We start from the raw sequence: 18,653 nt of genomic DNA, 5'->3' as shown, positions 1-18,653 counted from the left end.
CAGGGTCAGTATTTCATGACCTCTTGGGACAGCCCCTGTCTTACGATTGGATCAGTCGATCATGCCGAGCCGCTGCAGCGAACGAATGAAGACGACTGCGGCTTGCGCGCGTGTCGTTTGCCCTTTGGGGCTGAACGTGCCGTCGTCCATGCCGGTCATGATTTGCAGCTTCACCATCAAGCGCACATCCTCCAGATAGGAAGCGTCCACGCTGTCGATATCCGCATAATCGTCCAAGCCTACTAACCCGCCCGGGATCGGCAGCTTCTCCAGCGCCACCACCGCAGCCAGCATACTCGCCATTTCCTCGCGGGCGAGCGGTTGATCGGGCTTGAAGCTGCTGCCGCCTGCGAAGCCTAACAGGCCGAGTTCTTTCGCCGCCGCTACGGCTCCGAAATACCACGCTCCTTGTTCGACGTCGGCATATGGCGCCGGCGCGCCGGTCGACGCGCTTTGCCCTAGCGCCCGGACGAGCATCGCGGCGAATTCCGCCCTTGTCACGGGCCGGTCGGGGCCGTACACGCCGTCGCCGAATCCTTCCACAAGCCCTTTCGACGCGGCGAGCTCGACGAACGAACGGCTCCAATGGCCTCGCACATCGGCAAAGCTCGTTTCGTTATCCGCCACCGCATAGGCGCTATTGGAATACGAGCTTATCATGACATACCACACGCCGTCGATCTGCTTCGCTTGGGCCGGGACAAACTCGAATCGGTTCGCCGCCTCGTTGTAGCGGAACGCTCCCCATTGCTCCGGCATGCCCGATTGATCTTTCGGCAGCGGAATGATTCGTGTCAGCGCTTGATTGAATCGGTCCGCCTTCCCGATCGGTTGCCCGGACTTGCTGTTCAGCACGTCGATATGGAAATCGACCATCGCACCCATCACGCTGCCATGCGGCAAGCCGTTTACGAACGCGGCTTGAAGCCCCTTGTCGCCGGACCTGTCCGTTAAGGTAATCCGGAAGCTGATATCCCCGGCTTGGAGGTTGTTCGCCGCAAGCCATTCCTTCAGCCCCGGGATCAGCGACGCCAGATTCACCGGAACTTGATAGCTCCCGTAAGGCGTCTTGATTTCGATGAAAAAGTCGGCGTTCTTGTTCTCGAGATTCGTTAATATGCTGGCCGGAATGCTGACAACCGCCGTCCCGTCCTTGGGCGTCACCTCCAACGTGACGGAAGGCCGCGACGTATCGATGGCATCCGGGTCGAACGAAATGCCTCCCAGATCGATGACCGGCTTCTTCACGACAGGCGTCGAGCTGCCGCCGCCGCTCGGGGCCGTTGGAGGTGCAGCCGCCTCATCCACGATGACGGTGCGCTCAACTTCCGCGGCCTCGTTCCCTGCACGATCGGAGACGCGATACTGCAGGGAGTACGTTCCAGGCGCGTTCGCATACACCCACCCGGTCACCGTTACCGCGCCGGCGACTCCGGAACCGCCGGTATCCGTTGCCGTCGCTCCTTCTTCCGTATACACGCCGCCCGCCGTTATATGCCTGCTGGACGGGCCAGTGAGCGTAATGACCGGAGCCGTCAGATCGATGTTTACCGCCAGCGGGGCGGTTAACGTATTGCCGGCGGTGTCGGTTACCTGAAACAAGAGCGTATGTGCGCCTTCCTGCGAAAGTTGTACCGGCGTCCCGCTCGTATAAGCTTGCGCCTGGGCGCCATCCAATTGATAGCTCAAATCGGCGATGCCGCTTGCTCCTGCTTCCGCGTCAACGCTCACGGTGACGCTGCCGTTCGTCCAATCGCCGCTCGTATAGGCGCTTCCGCCCTCCTGGGTCAGCGTTGGCGTCAACCGCAATCCGCTTTTGCTGATCTTCACCGTGCGCTGTTTGAGCGTTTCATTGCCCGCCGCATCGACGGCTTTGAATGACAACGCGTGCATGCTGTCCGCTTGCAGGACGATGGGCGCGTTGTATCCGCTCCATTTTGCGCCGCTATCGAGCGAATACGTAACCGACGTCACGCTGTTGGCATCCGTTGCGCTCGCGCTAACGGTGACGTCCTGATTCGTCCATGTGTCATCCGGATACGGACTCGCATCGGCTGTCGTCATCGTAATGTCGACCGACGGCCCCGTATTGTCCAGCAGGAACGGATCCGATACGAGCACCGCCTGGTTGCCTACGCGATCTTTGGCCTGAATGTGCAAATACCACTCCCCATCCGCACCGGCTTTCGTCAGCGTAGCTCCGCTTGTGAAATCCGTCCATTCGCCAGCTTGAACATCGGCAGTTTGCGTCCAAACATACTGAAGCGAATGGGGATCGACATCGCTTTCCGTATCGTACACCGTCACTACGGTCGCAGCGGACCGGGACGGAACCGTGTTCCCGTACACGCTGTAATGCACATCCGGAGGCGTAGCATCCCGCAGTATGGTAATCGTGTAGGTTTTGGACGGCAGGAAATAAGGCTCGATGCGCACCGGAACGACGGTCGATGCGCCCGTGACGTCGATCGTTGCGGCGCTGCCGCTCGTTTGCGGTTGGTTGTTGACATACAGGGCGGCATACGACGAGTCCGACAAAGACGCCGTCACATGGACGCCGGAAACCGACGGCCCGATATAGGAATAGGTGTAGCCCGTAATCGAAGTGGAAAACGCGGTATCGAAATCGCCTTCCTGCAGCGTCAATCCGTTCAGGTCGGTGTTTCTGCCCGGCAAGGTTGTTTGACCGCTCGCATTATCGCCCCATGCGACAATAGTGCCGTCCGCTTTTAATGCGAATGAAGAATCGTTTGATCCTGCGGCAATCGCTACGACTTGATTCAGATCTGCCGGTACTGCCGTTTGCCCTTTGCTGTTATCGCCCCAAGCGACGACAGTGCCGTCCGCTTTCAGCGCCAGCGAATGATTCGTTCCTGCTGCGATCGCCACAACCCCATTCAGCCCTGACGGCACGTCCAATTGCCCATTTCCGTTATCGCCCCAAACGACGACGTTGCCGTCCGCTTTGAGCGCCAGCGAATGGTACCGTCCCGCGGCAATTGCCGTAACTCCGGAAAGCGCGCCTGGCACGTTCGATTGTCCTGCATAATTCCATCCCCAAGCGACGACAGTGCCGTCCGCTCGCAGCGCCAGCGAATGGTCTGTGCCCGCGGCAATCGCCGTCACCCCGGTCGCCCATGCCGGCACAGTAGATTGTCCAACGCTATTGGCCCCCCAAGCGACGACAGTGCCGTCCGCTTTCAGTGCCAGCGAATGGAACCTTCCCGATGCAATCGCCGTGACCCCGTTCAGCCCAGTTGGTACGTTCAATATTCCATAACTATTTTGCCCCCAAGCGGTGACGGTTCTGTCCGATTTTAATGCCAGGGAGTGGTACCATCCCGCGGCAACCGCGACTACCCCGTTCAGCCCTGCGGGCACGTTCGTTTGTCCGACGGTATTATTCCCCCAGGCGACGACGGTGCCGTCCGATTTCAGCGCCAACGTATGTGCGCCTCCCGTAGCCATGCCGATGCCTTTAACAGGGGAAGAAAAATCCGCCGGGACGTTCAATTGCCGATAATTATTTTTTCCCCAGGCGACAACGGTGCCGTCCGATTTTAGCGCCACGGTATGATAATATCCTGTGGAGATTGCAACAATGCCGGTCAACCCCGAGGGGAATTGATAATCAAACCCGTCACTTAGCCCCCAAGCGACGATGCTACCGTCCGCTTTTACCGCCATCGCATGACCGCCGTGTGCGGCGATGTCGACGACGTCGGTTAATCCGGCAGGCATAAGATTGGCAAAATCGCCCCAAGCGACGACGGTGCCGTCCGATTTTAACGCGTAGGCAGTGTAGTCGCCTGCGGCAACTTTGATAACGCCGGTTAACCCCGCGGGAACGTTGTTTACTGATGTGTTGCTTCCCCAAGCGACGACGGTGCCGTTTGCTTGCAGCGCCAAGAAACTGTTGGGACCTAATGTCGTTGCGGCGATATCGACGACGTCGGTCAACCCCGCCGGTACTTGATAGGAGGGGATCGTACTTCCCCAAACAACGAGAGTGCCGTCCGCTTTAAGCGCCAATATCGTACTGCTTCCCACGGCGACTGTAACGGCATTGGTCAAGCCGGAAGGTACATTGTTTTGACCGGAACCGTTCGTTCCCCAGACGACGACGGTACCGTCCGCTTTCATCGCGGCTGAATTATTTGGCCCTGCGGCAACGGAGACGACGCCGGTCAACCCTGCGGGTACATTCGTTTGGCCGTTGCTGTTATCTCCCCAAGCGACGACGGTGCCATCCGTTGTGAGCGCAACGGTATGATAGTCTCCTGCGGCGATCTTCTGGAAGCTTCCCCCGTGCCGGCTGCCTGCTGCGGCCGATTTTGCCGAAACTGCGGCGGGTGCTATGCAGGTCCATACTAATAGAATCGACAACCACACAAAGAGCCATTTTGCGGGTGACGCTTTGCGTCCGATTTTATATGCCATATTCAGACTTCCTTCCTGCCATGTCGGCTTGCCTTTCTCTTAGAAATTATAGCAACCTTCCATTCGCGGAAATCTTAAAGGATTCTTAAAGGATTCGACATCATCATCCTTAAAATGACAACGATCGGAGCAATCGTGCTAAAATCGAGCTATACAAACATTCCGGGCGGTGACGACAAGACAATGGAACAAATCCTCGTGGTTGACGACGATCCGCAAATTCGCGAGCTGATTCGCGCCCATATCGAACAATCGGGCATGCACGCGCTCGAAGCCGAATCCGGCCGACAAGCGATCGAACGGCTCGAGTCCGATCGGGTGGACGTCCTTATTCTTGATTTGATGATGGACGATCGCGACGGGTTCGAGGTGCTGCGGCACATGCACGATCGGAGGCTGGATACCATGACCATCGTGGTAAGCGCAAGAAGGCAGGAGCAAGACAAAATCGAGACGCTTGGACTCGGTGCCGACGACTATATGACAAAGCCCTTCAGCCCGATGGAGCTCATGGCTCGCGTGCAAGCCGTTCTGCGCCGGCGTTATCCGGTATCCGGCCGATCCTCCCTGGTAATCCGGTTGAATCAATTGGTTCTGGACGTCGACAACTATACGCTTCTGACCGGGAGCGAAAAAAGTTCCTTGACGATGATGGAGTGCGGACTAATGCAGCTCTTCATGCAAAATCCCGACCGCGTGATGACGAAGCTCGAAATCTACCAGCAAGTCTGGCAGCATGAAAGGTACGATGACAATAACTTAAGCGTTTATATGAGCCGGTTGCGGAAATTGCTGGAGAAGGCGCAGTCCCCTTGGGATATTCAAACGGTTCGCGGCGTCGGCTACCGTTTGACGGGGGCCGGCATATGAAATTGCGCACAAAACTATGGCTGTTGCTGATGCTTAGTGCCGCGTTCAGCATGGTGCTGTTCGGGTTTACGTCGGTTTGGATCGGGAAGACGGCGAATAAAGGGTATGCGCTGTTCGAGCTGAATCCGCTCGCGTTATCCATCGTGGATTCGATCGAGAAGCAGCCCGCCTCCGGGCCGGACGCGCTGAAACGCATTTTGGACCGGGCGCATGAAGAACATCCGGAAATTCGGCTGTTGTGGATCGACGAGACGGGAATGTCCTTTTACGATACGGCGGGTCTGAATCCGACTTTTACTTTCCATGACTTGGCGAAGCTGATGCAGAACATGCCCAAGCAATACTTGACGAATGACGATGTGCCGATCATTACGCCGGCAACATGGAGCGGACAGTCGTATTACTTGCTTATGACCATTCCCGCCTCTGCTATGAAGCAAGGCGAGGTGTATTTTCTGATCCGCACGCTGAAATCGCTGCTTACGCTCGTTTTGCCGCTGATTCTGTCGTTTTCGCTGCCTTATTTGTTGGCCCTGTGGAGCTTCACCGAGCTCAATAAACGAATCCGCAAGCTGAACAACGCGCTGAACCAACTGAATATCCAGAGCAGCTCTCCCGTCGTGGAATTGGCCGATTCGTCCAAGGACGAGATTGGCCAGCTGACGCAGCACTACAATTCTATGGCGCATCGGATCCGCTCCCAATTCGCCCAGATTCAGCAGTTTGAGAACAACCGCAAGCTACTGCTTTCCAACCTGTCGCACGATTTGCGCACGCCGCTGACCACGATGCTCGGTTATGCGGAAATGATTCGAACCGGGAATTATTCCGATGAGAAAGACCTCCAGGCGAGGGCCAAAATCATTCTGCAGCGCTGCCGATACATGGACAAGCTGCTGGATCAGATGCTGGACATCTCGCGCCAGGACGCGGAAGCGCTGACGCTTCGTTCGGTGGACCATAACGTTTCCGAGCTCACCCGTAAAATAGCGGCGGAATACATCATGATACTCGACGGCGAGCAATTTGAGTTCGATGTCGAGATCCCGGACGAGGATATTTCGATTCCGATCGATGCTCCACTCGTTGAGAGGGCATTGCGCAACATTCTCGACAATGCGATCCGGTATGGGAAAGAAGGGCGCTATCTCGGCATCCGGCTGAAGGAGGACGGGCAATCCGTAAATGTCAGCGTGACGGATAAGGGAAAAGGCATTCCTCCGGAGCATCAAGCGCACATATTCGAACGTTTCTATCGGGTCGATAGCGGAAGGAAGGGAGAAGGGCTCGGGATCGGTCTGGCGATTGTGAAAGATGTCGCCCTCGCTCACCATGGCAGCATCGAGGTGCACAGTACGCCGAACGAGGAAACGGTGTTTAAGCTCAAGCTGCCTCGATGAGGGTTGATAGAAGCGGCAAAAATGGAGCGACTCAATGGATCGGGGGAGCGAAAGCAATGACGATGGTTTCCGAACAATAGCCAGCAGGGTCGGAAATGGAAGCATACGGGCTGGTCCGGGCGCGGCGAATAAGGGTGAAGGCGAACGCGCCTTATATGCGCCAATCGGAGGTCTTTACTTTTATGTCTGTACCAGTCGCGAACTGTATTTTGTGCAGGTAATTTTGCGATTTCACCCCCAAACGGCTTCATAAACTGCAGAAAGTACAGCATATTCCATAAAATCTCCGTTTATAGCGAAATGTGCTGCAGTTTCTGCAGTACAATAGGGTCATTTCACGAAATAAGAAAATAAGTTGTAGTTTCTACAGTTCGTCGGCGCGTGATGCAGGAGCTGCGCGACATTCGCAAAGGCGGGGTGGCGAGCGCATCACCCCTGACATTAGCTTGTTGCGCTGTTGCGCTGCCACTCTTTTCTTGATCGCACTATATAATGATTCGGCGGAATGGAGGGGACAATCGCTGAAAATGGCAGCGCTTTGATGAACTAGGGCACAGATGGATCGTATTCTGTGGTTACGCACCGAAATGTTTCATATGCTTGTCGTCAAGGCGGATATGTTCTGAAGACGGGCATACGGAAGTTGAATAGGGGGTACTGAAAAGTAACGTGTAACAAGTATATTAATCAACAAAAAAAGCGTATTTAGGAAATTGTACGCTTTATCGTTAAATGTATCTTGTTCGACGAATAAAGATTATGTAACCTTTATTCATGTCTTGCACAAAAATCAAATATATAGCGTCAAACTATTGGCGGGATTGCCTGTCCGGAAGTTGCCGAATATAATGACCCTATCACAGAAAAGGAGAATGAATCAGTTGCAATTGCATTATGGAGCCATCGATACTACTCCAGATACCGCAGGCTTTTATGAGCCAAAGCTGACGGAATTAGATAACCATTTCAGAGAGCTTGTGGAAACCAGGGAACTGCAGTGCGCCAGCTACTTACTGTCCCGAAATGGCAGTATTTTTGCCTGCCGGTCCATGGGCCGACTCCGATACGATGATTCGGAAAGTGGATTTCTTCCGGATTCCATCCGCGGGATCGCCTCAATAACGAAAGTATTTACATCAGTGGCGATCCTGCAACTGATAGAGCAGGGTAAGCTGCTGGTCGATTCCCCCGTAAGTCAGTGGATAGAGGAGTTTAATACCCCGCTGCATAGAGGGATTACCGTTTTCCACCTGCTGACTCATACATCCGGCTTAATAGCCGATCCGGGTTACTTTACAGAGCCTTATACGCGCGGTTGGGGGGACGGTGCGAGCAAGGGCAACTGGCTAAAATCGGTGCTTGCGGGGCCACTGCAGAGCGAACCGGGTAGAACTTGGAGTTATTCCAGCGCGGGCTTTTGCGTGCTTGGCGAAATGATCGCCCGTATCTCGGGTATGTCATATGAAGACTATATCTTGAAGCGGATCGTCGAGCCGCTTGGTATGGAACGTACCTTCTTTCATGTTCCTTCGGCACTTCATGATCAGGTGTGCCTGACGGCCGATTGGGATATGAAACGGCTACAGTCCGTTCCCGAGGCGGAAGATAGAGTGAGCCGGCCACCTAGAGCAGGCGGAGGGCTGTACTCGAGCCTTCATGATTTATGGAAACTTGGAGAGGCATTGCTGAATCAGGGAATGTTTCAAGGCGTCCGCATATTAGGCCGAAAAACCGTCGAAGCGTTTACGAGAAATCATCTGTACGATGTTCCCGCATTCTGTTGGGGAGCGAGAATTCCTTCCATGCGCTATGGATTGGGTATTCAATTGAGGGAAGAAGGGTTCTGTTCCCCGCAGACGTTCTCACATGAAGGCACTGGTCGATGCGCATTGTTCGTTGATCCGGTGGAACGGTTCGTAGCGGTCTACATGGTGCCTTCACTCGTTCCTTTCTGCGAGAAGTCTGTTTTTCATCCCAGAAGCATCATGTGGTCCGGACTTCTATGAGCCGTTCATTTGCCGTTATGAAGGTTGTAGCTTTCGATACATACAAAGAGTGGGCGGCTGCCGCGACGAATCGCTACCACTTCTTGTCAATTATCGGCACAATTTCTTAACACTATATTAAAAAACTTATAGACATTGACGATTGGTGTCGAATGACAAGAACATACGCCGTTTCAAACCCGTAAGAGTCCTTATAGCTTCCGCGGCAAAACATAAAAGCATGATCCACTTGGCACGCATACTGAGGCGTGTTTTTTTATTATTCTTGAGCACCACATGGATCGGTTCAAGTTCTTGTCAATTATCGGTATAGCTTCTTGTCACTCAGCAGTTGTCGAGTGACAAGAAGATAGGCCGAATCAAGTCCGCATAAACTGCGGGCTTTTTTAGTTATCGGACAATGTTCTTGACATTAGGTGATGTCAAGAACATTGTCCGATTGCCGAAAATGTCAAGAACATTGTCCGATTGCCACGGAAATGGCTATGCCGAACCGGGGGGACGCCGGCGCGAAGTGTGTTGTCAGATGGATATTATCTTTCAACGGTCCATTAAGCTAACGGGCAGGATAGTGAGAATCTCCTAGCGAAATATACAAGGAAAGTAATCAAATATTGGAAGAGGGAGTGAAAAGTTGAAAACAACATTATATCTTACTCGACACGGAGAAACAGAATGGAATGTCGAGGGAAAATTACAAGGTCATATGGACTCGCGATTAACAGAGTTAGGTACACAGCAAGCAAAGTGGCTGAGGTCATCATTGAAGGATATCCATTTTGATGCTATTTACTCCAGCACAAGTAAAAGAGCATTACATACTGCTGAAATACTACGTGATAAACAAGGAATGGATATTATTACATGTGATAATTTGATGGAAATCAATATGGGCACTTGGGAAGGTCAGAAAGGGACTGATATTGAGAATACCTGTCTAGATGAGCATAAAGCTTTTTGGAATACACCACATTTGTACGAACCTAAAAATGGTGGAGAATCCTTTACTGAATTTCAATATAGAATTATTGCAGCAATAAAAGAGATTGTTTCGAAACAAAGAGGAAGCAATATTCTGATTGTTACCCATGCAATTGCACTTAAAGTTATCATGGCCTATTTTAGAGGTGACACTCTTGAAAAGTTATGGACTCCCCCATTTATCCATCCTACTGCGTTGAATAAAGTTATCATTGATGAAACCGAAAATGTTATTGAACTGTATGGGGATATATCGCATTATCAAACCACTCGTAAAGCTGTCGGAGCAATTGCTTACCAAGGGAGTAAGTTTATATTAGTGCATAAAACGGATAGATTCGGGGAAGGACCTGGAGCTTGGGATTTCCCAAAGGGAGGGTGTGAGGAAGAGGATTTAAGTTTAGTAGATGCTGTTAAACGTGAGTTGTTAGAGGAAACTGGAACTGATAAATACATAATAACTCAACTTTCGCAGCTTGAAATCGGCGGATAAGTCTTGATGTAACTGGGCAAAGCTGCAATCCAATGCTGGAGTTGACGCTGAATCAGGGACGAAAGATTTTTGCTCGCTTTCGAGGCGACTTCCTGGATCAACTCGAGCAGTTGTTGCAAAGCGGTTGCCCAATCGAGGGTGCCGACTTCATCGCACAGCAAATAAAACAAGCCGCCAAACGAGCGCGAATCCGTGCTTTGCCGATGTTGCCAAGCGAGCAGGATGTAGCGCGAGAACACAATGGTGGTGTGACTCACAAGCAGGTCATACGAGCGGCCTTGGAATTCTTTTTGCAGACGCAACAGTGACTTGGCGCATTTGAAGAACACTTCGATGTCCCAGCGGATGCGGTAGATCCGGATGATGTCCTGGGCGGCGAGGCTCAGATCGGTCGAAAGCAGGGCCAGCCATTCGTTCTTCTTGGAACGATGTCGAACAAATACGACCACAACCGGGATTCCCGGGACAAGCTCAGTTTGTATCAAGCGAAGGATGTTGCGGTTCTTTCCCGCTACACGTGGCGCTGCGCCATAGAGTTCCTTCAGGCTGAGCCGCTTTCCGTTCACGAGATAACGCTTGTTATCGTTCTTCACCATGCCGATCACAGGCAGTCCGCGACGGATGACTTCTGCAATCAGCGGCGCATGGGTAAACCAACTGTCCATCAGGACGTATGATGCGGAAATGCCAGCTTGTATCGCGCGATCCAGCATCGCCGCGATTACCTGCGGAGCGGTACAAAATGCTTCTTGTCGGCGCTTGTAGCCATGGCTTCGCTTATCGATGCCGTCCGCCATGCCGGTGATGCCGGACTTTACTGAACTGAGCAAAGCAAAATCCATCGGCACAAAGGAATGGCCATCCGACCAACCCATGGTCAGCATGCGGTAGCCCTTGTAGAAGGTACCTGTGGCATGATCTTTAAATCGCGCCAGCATCTCGACGGCTTTGCTCCGGTTGCGCTCAAACATGGAATCGTCAAAGATGAGCGCAGTCTCCCGGTTCGCTGAAGTCAGCGGTTCCATTCGCGCGATTGTTTCACCGCTGAGTGCCAGCAAGAATCGCCGCCAGGCATAACCGCCGTGATTCAAAAACCGATAGATGGCATCTTTCCCAGGAAACGTCTCGCCTTTGGCACTCTCCAAGAGCCGAAACCAGTTCTTCTGGTGAAACAACAAAACAAACACAAGGCGGAATAAATAGGCGCATGAGAAGCCGAATTTCTTTTTGAAACCCGCGCCACGCAAGAGTTTCAGCACATTCAGTTCGTGAAAAGCGGGCTTGATTTCATTTGGCAGTTGATCGAGTGACCCTTGTTGATCTATCATAGAGAAGACACCTCTTCTGTGTGGTAGTGATTGGTCGCACTTTCACTTTACCAAACGAAGCGGTGTTTTTCTATTTTTGTCAAGCAGGCGACTTTATTCGCGCCTTCCCTATGCTGTACCTGTTATCATGCTGATTTTGTAGCTGCGAAAGTTGAGTTAATAAAATGTGTGTTCGGGAGGGGTTAAATGCAAGGGACTGTTTCAAAAATAAACGGCGTATCGCTATGGTATACCATGCAAGGACAAGGTATTCCTTTCGTATTAATTCACGGTGGTCCAGGATCATACGATTATTTGGAACCCTTGGCTGAGTTGATGGATAACCATAGCTATAAGGTAATTCGTTATGAGCAGCGTGGAAGTTCAAGGTCCGAAAAAAAGGGTCCCTATAATATTGAAACGTTTATAGAAGATTTGGAACAATTAAGGATTCATTTAGATTTTGAAAGCTGGGTTGTGTGCGGACATTCTTGGGGTGCATCATTGGCATTAGCATATGTCGCTAAATATCATAATCATGTTAATGCATTAATCTATATATCGGGAACAGGGATTAATTCCTCTTGGCATGCTGAATATCGTATCAATAGGCTTAACAAAATGAGCGCAAACGATAGAGAAGAATATTCCTACTTACGATCAATCGTAGAAACATTGAACGGAGAAGACAAAAAGCTTGCTAAAGAACGATTACGTGAACTTGGTTTGAGAACAGATTTATTTAATCAAGACAATTATGATATGCTTCCCAGGGTGGACGGCCAATTTGTAAATAATGAGGTCAATCAGAAAGTTGGATCAGAGTGTAAAGAGTATTTTGAAACCGAAAAATTCGAAAAACTTCTTACTATAATTACCGCACCTTCCCTCTTTATTCATGGTGAGGTAGACCCCCGTCCATATCATTACGCGAATGAGCTCTCTAATAATTTACAGAACAGCGAGTTTATTCTGATTCCTAAAACCGGACATTATCCTTGGCTGGATAGCCCCTCTGTTTTAGTAAAGCATATAGATGAATTTATAGGTGAGAGGGTGCTGAAAACAAGTTGATCTGATAGGTTCCCCAATTAATGGATACGGTACTTGAATAATCTACTGTGAGGCAGCCTCGATATCAACCGGAGACCTTGTTACGCTAAAGATGAACGATAGCGCGGCGATGGAACTGATCTATCGCTTGTTTTCATTTCAATGTGCACCGCTCAATAAATTGGCAGGAGAGCTTATCAGATTAGTCGAAAAATATTCATACCAACGTCAGAAAGCTGACAAAACGAACAATTCGCCACGATTGATTTTATGGTAATAGCGAATCTAAAACGGGGTGAAGCGACAATGGAATGTTTGGGATGCAGGATTGCAAATGGAATTGAACCTAATCTGAATATTATTTATGAAAACGAGCTAATAACTTGTGTACTTGATATTGCTCCGTTTAATGAAGGACACATTCTGATCCTTCCTAAAAAACACTATTTGGATGTCGAAGAAATCGACCAAGAGACTGCTTATAGCATCATGGATACCTCAAAGATGCTTTCAACTGTCTTAAAACGCTTGTTTAAACCCGATGGTATTAGCATTTGTCAAAATGGTGGGAAATTCAATGATTTGACTCATTACCACATGCATCTCATTCCGAGGTACGAAGGCGATGGTTTTTCTTGGAATGAACCATTACATCCACATGGTGCCGAAAACCGGTTACCACAAACAAAGGAAGAGATCTTGAGGATTTTACTGAACTAACGGGCACGATAGTTAAATAAGGAGCAACCGCCGCGGCAGTTGCTCCTTTAATTGTTATTGGACCTGGAAATCAAATATAAGTTGCCGCAGGAGCACCATTCAATTGAACGGCGGAAATCAATTGAGCGACAAACAAGTTTTATAACGGATCGTGGCAATCGGACAATGTTCTTGACAACCGACAAACATCCGTGTTGGATGACAAGAACATAGGCTGAATCAAGTCCGCGTATATCGCGGGCTTTTTTGTTAATCGGACAATGTTCTTGACAATTGGCGATGTCAAGAACATTGTCCGATTGCCACGGAAAACAGATAATCAGTATTGTTGCCTGTGCTGTAACAAAGGAGATACCGGTGCCGGTGGCGAAATGTCTAACGCAACGATTCATTAAGCTAAACGGGCAGTTTAAATTGGGAAGGAAATCATCAATAATACAAAGAGCTTATGATTAAATACTCAAACCAACGGAGGAATACATTTGGAGCAAAATGTTCAACACAAATTATATACTGTTTGTTTGATTGTAAATGACGATAGTATCTTGCTTATGCACCGAAAACATGATGATTACAGTGGGTATATCGCACCTGGAGGACGGGTTGAGTTCTTCGAGAGTCCAGTCGAAGGGGCTATTAGAGAGGTTAAAGAGGAAACTGGATTAACGGTTAAAAATTTGAAATATAAAGGATTCGCAGAGTACATTAACCCTTTCAAGCCAGAGCGATACATGATTTTTAATTATATAACATCAGATTTTGAAGGCGAACTTTTGCCAGACCACGATGAAGGTAAATCAGAGTGGATTCATATCAATGAGTTGGACTCGATTCCAATGCAAGATTCATTTAGAAGAAGGCTACCGCTTTTTTTCGATGATTGTACATTTGAAATTCATACGACTTGGAGAGAAAATCGTCAATATGATGAAGTTATAATAAGAACATAGACCAGCGTTTTTCGTAAATAACAAAATTAACCGTTCTACTAACGGGTAACGATAGTAGAATGTACAGCGCGGCAGTTGGCCAAACGTCGACTGCCGTTTTCAATGACGGGCAGGATAGCGTAAATTGAGGTCAAATATATTATTATAAAAGTTATTTGGTGGTTAGGGGAACTCGTATGCGGAAGGATTGCAAATTGATTTTGGTCGAAGGGTTGTGCGGCACGGGTAAATCTACGTTAGCGGAACGATTGCATCAGTACCTGGTGCAACAAGGCAGGTCGTCTTGTTTTTTTGATGAAGGCGCCGAAGGGCATCCAGCAAGCTTAAACTGGCATGCTTTCTTTCGAGAAGAGGACTATAAGCAATTTTTGGAGCGCTATTCGATCACAGCAAACGAGATCCGTTCGCGGGCTATAAAGGATGGTAGTAATTATTTACTACCTTATCGTGGGGTCAAGGAGTTTAGCGAGTTGAATGCACTTTATGCCGAGCTGAGGTCCCGTGAATTATGCTGGACGGATTCGCCCAATGCCTCGCTATCGGAGTTTACATACTTGATTCAGCGGCATTGGGCTCGTTTTGCTGAACTTGCCAGCACTACAGATACCACTTTTGTACTTGAAGCTGTGTTTTTTCAACATCAAATTCATGATTTACTAGGTCACTATGAGGCTTCTGATGGCCAAATTGAGCAGCATATTCAGGGAATCGCTAATCAAATCATCACTATGAAACCTGTCTTGATTTATTTAACTCAACCTAGTGTACGGGAGCAGCAGGTCTGGATTTCATCCATCCGTTCTAAGCCACACTTTGCAACGGAACAGAATATTAAGTTTATGGAGAACCGTGCACGGATCGAATTAAGTTTGCTTGATGCGCTTCCTTTCCCAACCCATTTGATTGAAAATGTAAATCTGGACTGGGAAGATGTCTTTTGTAAAATGTTATGCGCAATGAAAGACGAAACGGAGCTTTCATTGCGCTAACGAGTGACGATAGTTAAATAAGGAGCAACCGCCGCGGCAGTTGCTCCTTATTTATAATTGGACCTGGAATCAAATAATGGTCCGTCCGCAGGAGCACTATTCGGATTGGACGGCGGAAAACAATTGAGCGACACAAACGAGTTTTATTACCGCATCGTGGCAATCGGACAATGTTCTTGTCAATCGACATTATTTATCCGCAACTGTCGGGTGACAAGATCATAGGCCGAATCAAGTCCGCATAAATTGCGGGCTTTTGTGTTTATCGGACAATGTTCTTGACAATTGGTGATGTCAAGAACATTGTCCGATTGCCGAAAATGTCAAGAACATTGTCCGATTGCCACGGAAACGCAGGTACGTGATCAAGAAGAAGCTGGAGCAGGCGCGACATGGAGGGGCAGATGATTAATTAAAAACGGTCCATTAAGCTAACGGGCAGGATAGCCTAATAGCGATGTAGAATCAGTGAAGTAATAGTAGGAAAGAGGTGATAGCAATCCGAATCCATATCATCGGCGGATCAGGTAGCGGCAAATCCTATATCGCGGGGATATTGAGCGAAAAGCTCCGGATTCCGCATTTCGATTTAGACGATATTTTCTGGGATCCTCAATCGAATGAATATGGCGTTAGGGCACCAGAGGATGAGCGTGATCGCCGGCTCAGAGAGATCATCAGTCTTGATTCATGGATTGTTGAAGGTGTACATAGGTCGTGGGCATTTCCAAGCTTTGCTGCTGCAGATAAAATCGTCGTACTGATGGTACCATTGTCTGTTCAGGAGGAACGGATTTGGAAACGTTATGAAGAACGCATTACCGGCATCGTCCCAAGCAAGAAGCGTGAGACACTTGAAGGCATCCACAACTTGCTGGCATATAATAAAGGCTACAATCTTAAGCTGTCTAACTTAATCGCCAATTGGGACTATAAGGATAAAACGATCCTCTTTCGAGATAATCTGGAACTTCTTGAATATCAATTGATATAAGTTATTAGCGGACAAGACCTCCATTACCCCTATTTATTATGCTAACGGATACAAGAGCTCAATAAACCACAACACGAGGCTGCCGCGGGGATCGATCGGCAGCTTCGTTATGCTATCGGGCAGGATAATACAGCAACAAAAAGGATAAATATGCGTACAAGTCGAATATATAAAATACAATTTTTGTATATAGGGGATATGCATGAAGACATATAATTTAACTCAAAGTGACTATGATCTTATTACTGTGGCATTGGAAGTGTTAGAAAAGAACTTTGATGACGGGGTGTACAACCACACAGTTGGCGGAGCTATCCGCTGTAAAAATGGCAAAGTATATCTTGGGGTTAATTGTGATGGTATCCATGGCTCATGTGCAGAATATATAGCTATCGGTGCAGCTATAACTGCTGGCGAACGAGAATTTGAAACCATAGTCGCCGCTCATGATAAAGCACATAACTGTTTAATTCCTCCATGCGGGAACTGCCGCCAAATGCTCATTAATTATTGTCCTGATATTAAGGTGATCTTGAACGATGAGAAAGGGAATCCAGTTAAAGTTGAAGTAAAAGATTTGCTGCCCTTATCTTATAAACGCATAATTGTGAATGATTAATGCAATCACACGTCGATAAAGTGTACTAAACCAACGGAGAACGTTAACTCCATTTCTATACCCACGAGGCTGCCGAGGGAATTTGATGGGCGGCGTCGTTTAGCTATCGGGCAGTTATCTTGAGCAAGTTCTTGACTAAGGTGACGGGAAAGAGTAATATTTAACCAATATCCGTAAATCAATGATGGAACAAAAGTAAATCATTAAACTCTTCACAGGAAAGGGTTTCATGACTGAGAAAACCCTAGAGTACTGATTGATATGCCAGTTCCAGAGTATGGCTAATACCCATCGGTTTGACCCGTTATAGTCAATTAAGGTGGCTGTGTGAAAATACAGCAACCTGGGTGGTACCGCGATTAATATCGTCCCAGAGCATTTGGCTTTGGGGCGTTTTTTATTTTGGGAGGAGTCTATATGATATTAGAAAAAGTTATAAAAAGAATTGTAATACAAAATGAATATAAGGATTTTGTTGATAAGTATATAGATAATATACTTACCGAATTTAAAGGTAAGATTCATAGCATTTATATGTGTGGCTCGATTCCAAAAGGAACTGCTATACCTTTTAAGTCAGATGCAGACTTTACTATTGTATGTGTAAATCCCAATGATATTGATTACGAAAGATTGTCAAATATTAAAGACAGTCTGTTGGAAAAGTATCCATTACTAACTAAGATTGATACGATAATTTGCTCGATTGACGATGTATTAAGCAAACCAAATGAGTGGGGTTTTTGGATTAAGATAATTTGTGTTTGCATATATGGTCATGACGTTGGTGAAAAAGTACCACCGATAATTATTTCTCCAGAGTTCATTTTAGACTTAAATACAGAGACCAAGAAGGAAGTAGATCGTATACATCGTTTACTTTCTAATGCTAGTGATAACACAATGAAGAACAGATATATTAAAGGTTACTCTAAGAGATTAATTCGTGCATTATACTCTTTGGTTTTAGAAGATACAGGTGTATGGCAAGATGACATTATTAAGATGAAGAATGCCATATTAAACTATTGTGAGATTGACTCCGCTTTAGTTGATTATCTGTATGCTTGTTACTTGGATAGTAATAATATACTTGTTGAAGAGTTTCTGGGAATTGCAGTTGAAGTATATAGCTATTTTGAGAACGCGTTAAATGCAATGGCTGCTTCCAGAACTTCCTTCGACTAACACCAGCCCCCTAAGCCCGTCGGGACGTCACTGCATTAGGTGTTCGGCAAGCCTTACAACTATAAGCAGCGACTCTAATTAAAACATAAGACTATTAAGCCAACGGGTACGATAGTTATTAAGGAGCAACTGCCACGGCGTTTGCTCCTTATTTATATTGGGCCTGGAATCAAATATAATGATTGCCGTAGGAGCACCATTCTGATCAAACGAGTTTTTTACCGGATCGTGGCAATCGGACAATGTTCTTGTCATTTATCGGACAATGTTCTTGTCAACCGACAACATCCGATGTCGGGTGACAAGAACATAGGCCGAATCAAGTCCGCATAAACTGCGGGCTTTTTTAGTTATCGGACAATGTTCTTGACAATTGGAGATGTCAAGAACATTGTCCGATTGCCGAAAATGTCAAGAACATTGTCCGATTGCCACGGAAAGTGTATGTGCCGTACCGGGTTGTCGCCGGCCTCGGCGCGATGTGAGTTATCAAATGAATATTATTTTCAATGATCCTGCGTATTCCGGTAATGTTTGGACACTCATTCCGAAAAGATTTGGACACCTATTCCGGTAATATGTAGACAGTCATTCCGAAAAGTATTGGACACTCATTCCGGAAATGGTTGGACAGTTTCTCTTT

At 48.2% G+C, this 18,653-nt stretch carries 13 protein-coding genes; 11 read left to right on the top strand and 2 right to left on the bottom strand.

Annotated features, from left to right (window positions below; genetic code table 11):
* Nucleotides 1–51: 51 nt before the first annotated feature.
* A complete protein-coding gene (locus EXY20_RS24545) occupies nucleotides 52–4,440 on the bottom strand; it encodes an RCC1 domain-containing protein (protein ID WP_135554772.1) in 4,389 nt (1,462 codons plus the stop codon).
* 183 nt (nucleotides 4,441–4,623) lie between these two features.
* Between EXY20_RS24545 and EXY20_RS24540 the strand changes: the two genes are divergently transcribed.
* The 4 genes from EXY20_RS24540 (at nucleotide 4,624) to EXY20_RS24525 (ending at nucleotide 10,190) form a co-directional block, all read left to right on the top strand.
* The gene (locus EXY20_RS24540) at nucleotides 4,624–5,310 is read left to right on the top strand and encodes a response regulator transcription factor (protein ID WP_167859487.1); all 687 of its coding nucleotides are present in this window, start codon (nucleotides 4,624–4,626) and stop codon (nucleotides 5,308–5,310) included.
* A complete protein-coding gene (locus EXY20_RS24535; RefSeq protein WP_135554770.1) occupies nucleotides 5,307–6,710 on the top strand; it encodes a sensor histidine kinase in 1,404 nt (467 codons plus the stop codon). Before EXY20_RS24540 ends, EXY20_RS24535 begins: the two co-directional genes overlap by 4 nt.
* Before the next feature lie 881 nt (nucleotides 6,711–7,591).
* The gene (locus EXY20_RS24530) at nucleotides 7,592–8,716 is read left to right on the top strand and encodes a serine hydrolase domain-containing protein (protein WP_167859486.1); all 1,125 of its coding nucleotides are present in this window, start codon (nucleotides 7,592–7,594) and stop codon (nucleotides 8,714–8,716) included.
* Nucleotides 8,717–9,350: 634 nt separating this feature from the next.
* The gene (locus tag EXY20_RS24525) at nucleotides 9,351–10,190 is read left to right on the top strand and encodes a histidine phosphatase family protein (RefSeq protein ID WP_135554768.1); all 840 of its coding nucleotides are present in this window, start codon (nucleotides 9,351–9,353) and stop codon (nucleotides 10,188–10,190) included.
* On the opposite strand, the gene EXY20_RS24520 is transcribed toward EXY20_RS24525, so the two are convergent.
* Nucleotides 10,160–11,518, bottom strand: a complete 1,359-nt coding sequence (locus tag EXY20_RS24520) for an IS4 family transposase (RefSeq protein WP_135554767.1) — start codon at nucleotides 11,516–11,518, stop codon at nucleotides 10,160–10,162. The two genes, EXY20_RS24525 and EXY20_RS24520, sit on opposite strands and share 31 nt — an antisense overlap.
* A 186-nt stretch (nucleotides 11,519–11,704) precedes the next feature.
* Here EXY20_RS24520 and EXY20_RS24515 point away from each other — a divergent pair, with 186 nt between their 5' ends.
* The 7 genes from EXY20_RS24515 to EXY20_RS24485 all read left to right on the top strand — a co-directional run bounded on the left by EXY20_RS24515 (nucleotide 11,705) and on the right by EXY20_RS24485 (nucleotide 18,010).
* Nucleotides 11,705–12,571, top strand: a complete 867-nt coding sequence (locus EXY20_RS24515; RefSeq protein ID WP_135554766.1) for an alpha/beta fold hydrolase — start codon at nucleotides 11,705–11,707, stop codon at nucleotides 12,569–12,571.
* Between the two features lie 285 nt (nucleotides 12,572–12,856).
* Entirely contained in the window at nucleotides 12,857–13,270 is a 414-nt protein-coding gene (locus EXY20_RS24510) for an HIT family protein (RefSeq protein ID WP_135554765.1), read from the top strand.
* Between the two features lie 482 nt (nucleotides 13,271–13,752).
* A complete protein-coding gene (locus EXY20_RS24505; protein ID WP_135554764.1) occupies nucleotides 13,753–14,220 on the top strand; it encodes an 8-oxo-dGTP diphosphatase in 468 nt (155 codons plus the stop codon).
* 194 nt (nucleotides 14,221–14,414) lie between these two features.
* The gene (locus tag EXY20_RS24500) at nucleotides 14,415–15,209 is read left to right on the top strand and encodes a P-loop NTPase family protein (RefSeq protein ID WP_135554763.1); all 795 of its coding nucleotides are present in this window, start codon (nucleotides 14,415–14,417) and stop codon (nucleotides 15,207–15,209) included.
* Between the two features lie 490 nt (nucleotides 15,210–15,699).
* On the top strand, nucleotides 15,700–16,203 hold the full coding sequence (locus EXY20_RS24495; RefSeq protein WP_135554762.1) for a P-loop NTPase family protein: 504 nt from the start codon (nucleotides 15,700–15,702) through the stop codon (nucleotides 16,201–16,203).
* 202 nt (nucleotides 16,204–16,405) lie between these two features.
* A complete protein-coding gene (locus tag EXY20_RS24490) occupies nucleotides 16,406–16,822 on the top strand; it encodes a cytidine/deoxycytidylate deaminase family protein (protein WP_135554761.1) in 417 nt (138 codons plus the stop codon).
* 417 nt (nucleotides 16,823–17,239) lie between these two features.
* Entirely contained in the window at nucleotides 17,240–18,010 is a 771-nt protein-coding gene (locus tag EXY20_RS24485; RefSeq protein ID WP_135554760.1) for a nucleotidyltransferase, read from the top strand.
* Nucleotides 18,011–18,653: the final 643 nt, after the last annotated feature.

This window comes from Paenibacillus cymbidii (genome assembly GCF_004764705.1).
In the GTDB taxonomy this organism is placed as follows: domain Bacteria; phylum Bacillota; class Bacilli; order Paenibacillales; family NBRC-103111; genus Paenibacillus_AN; species Paenibacillus_AN cymbidii.
Note: the sequence above shows the minus strand (reverse complement) of the source record. Positions and strands in the feature narration are given on the sequence as shown.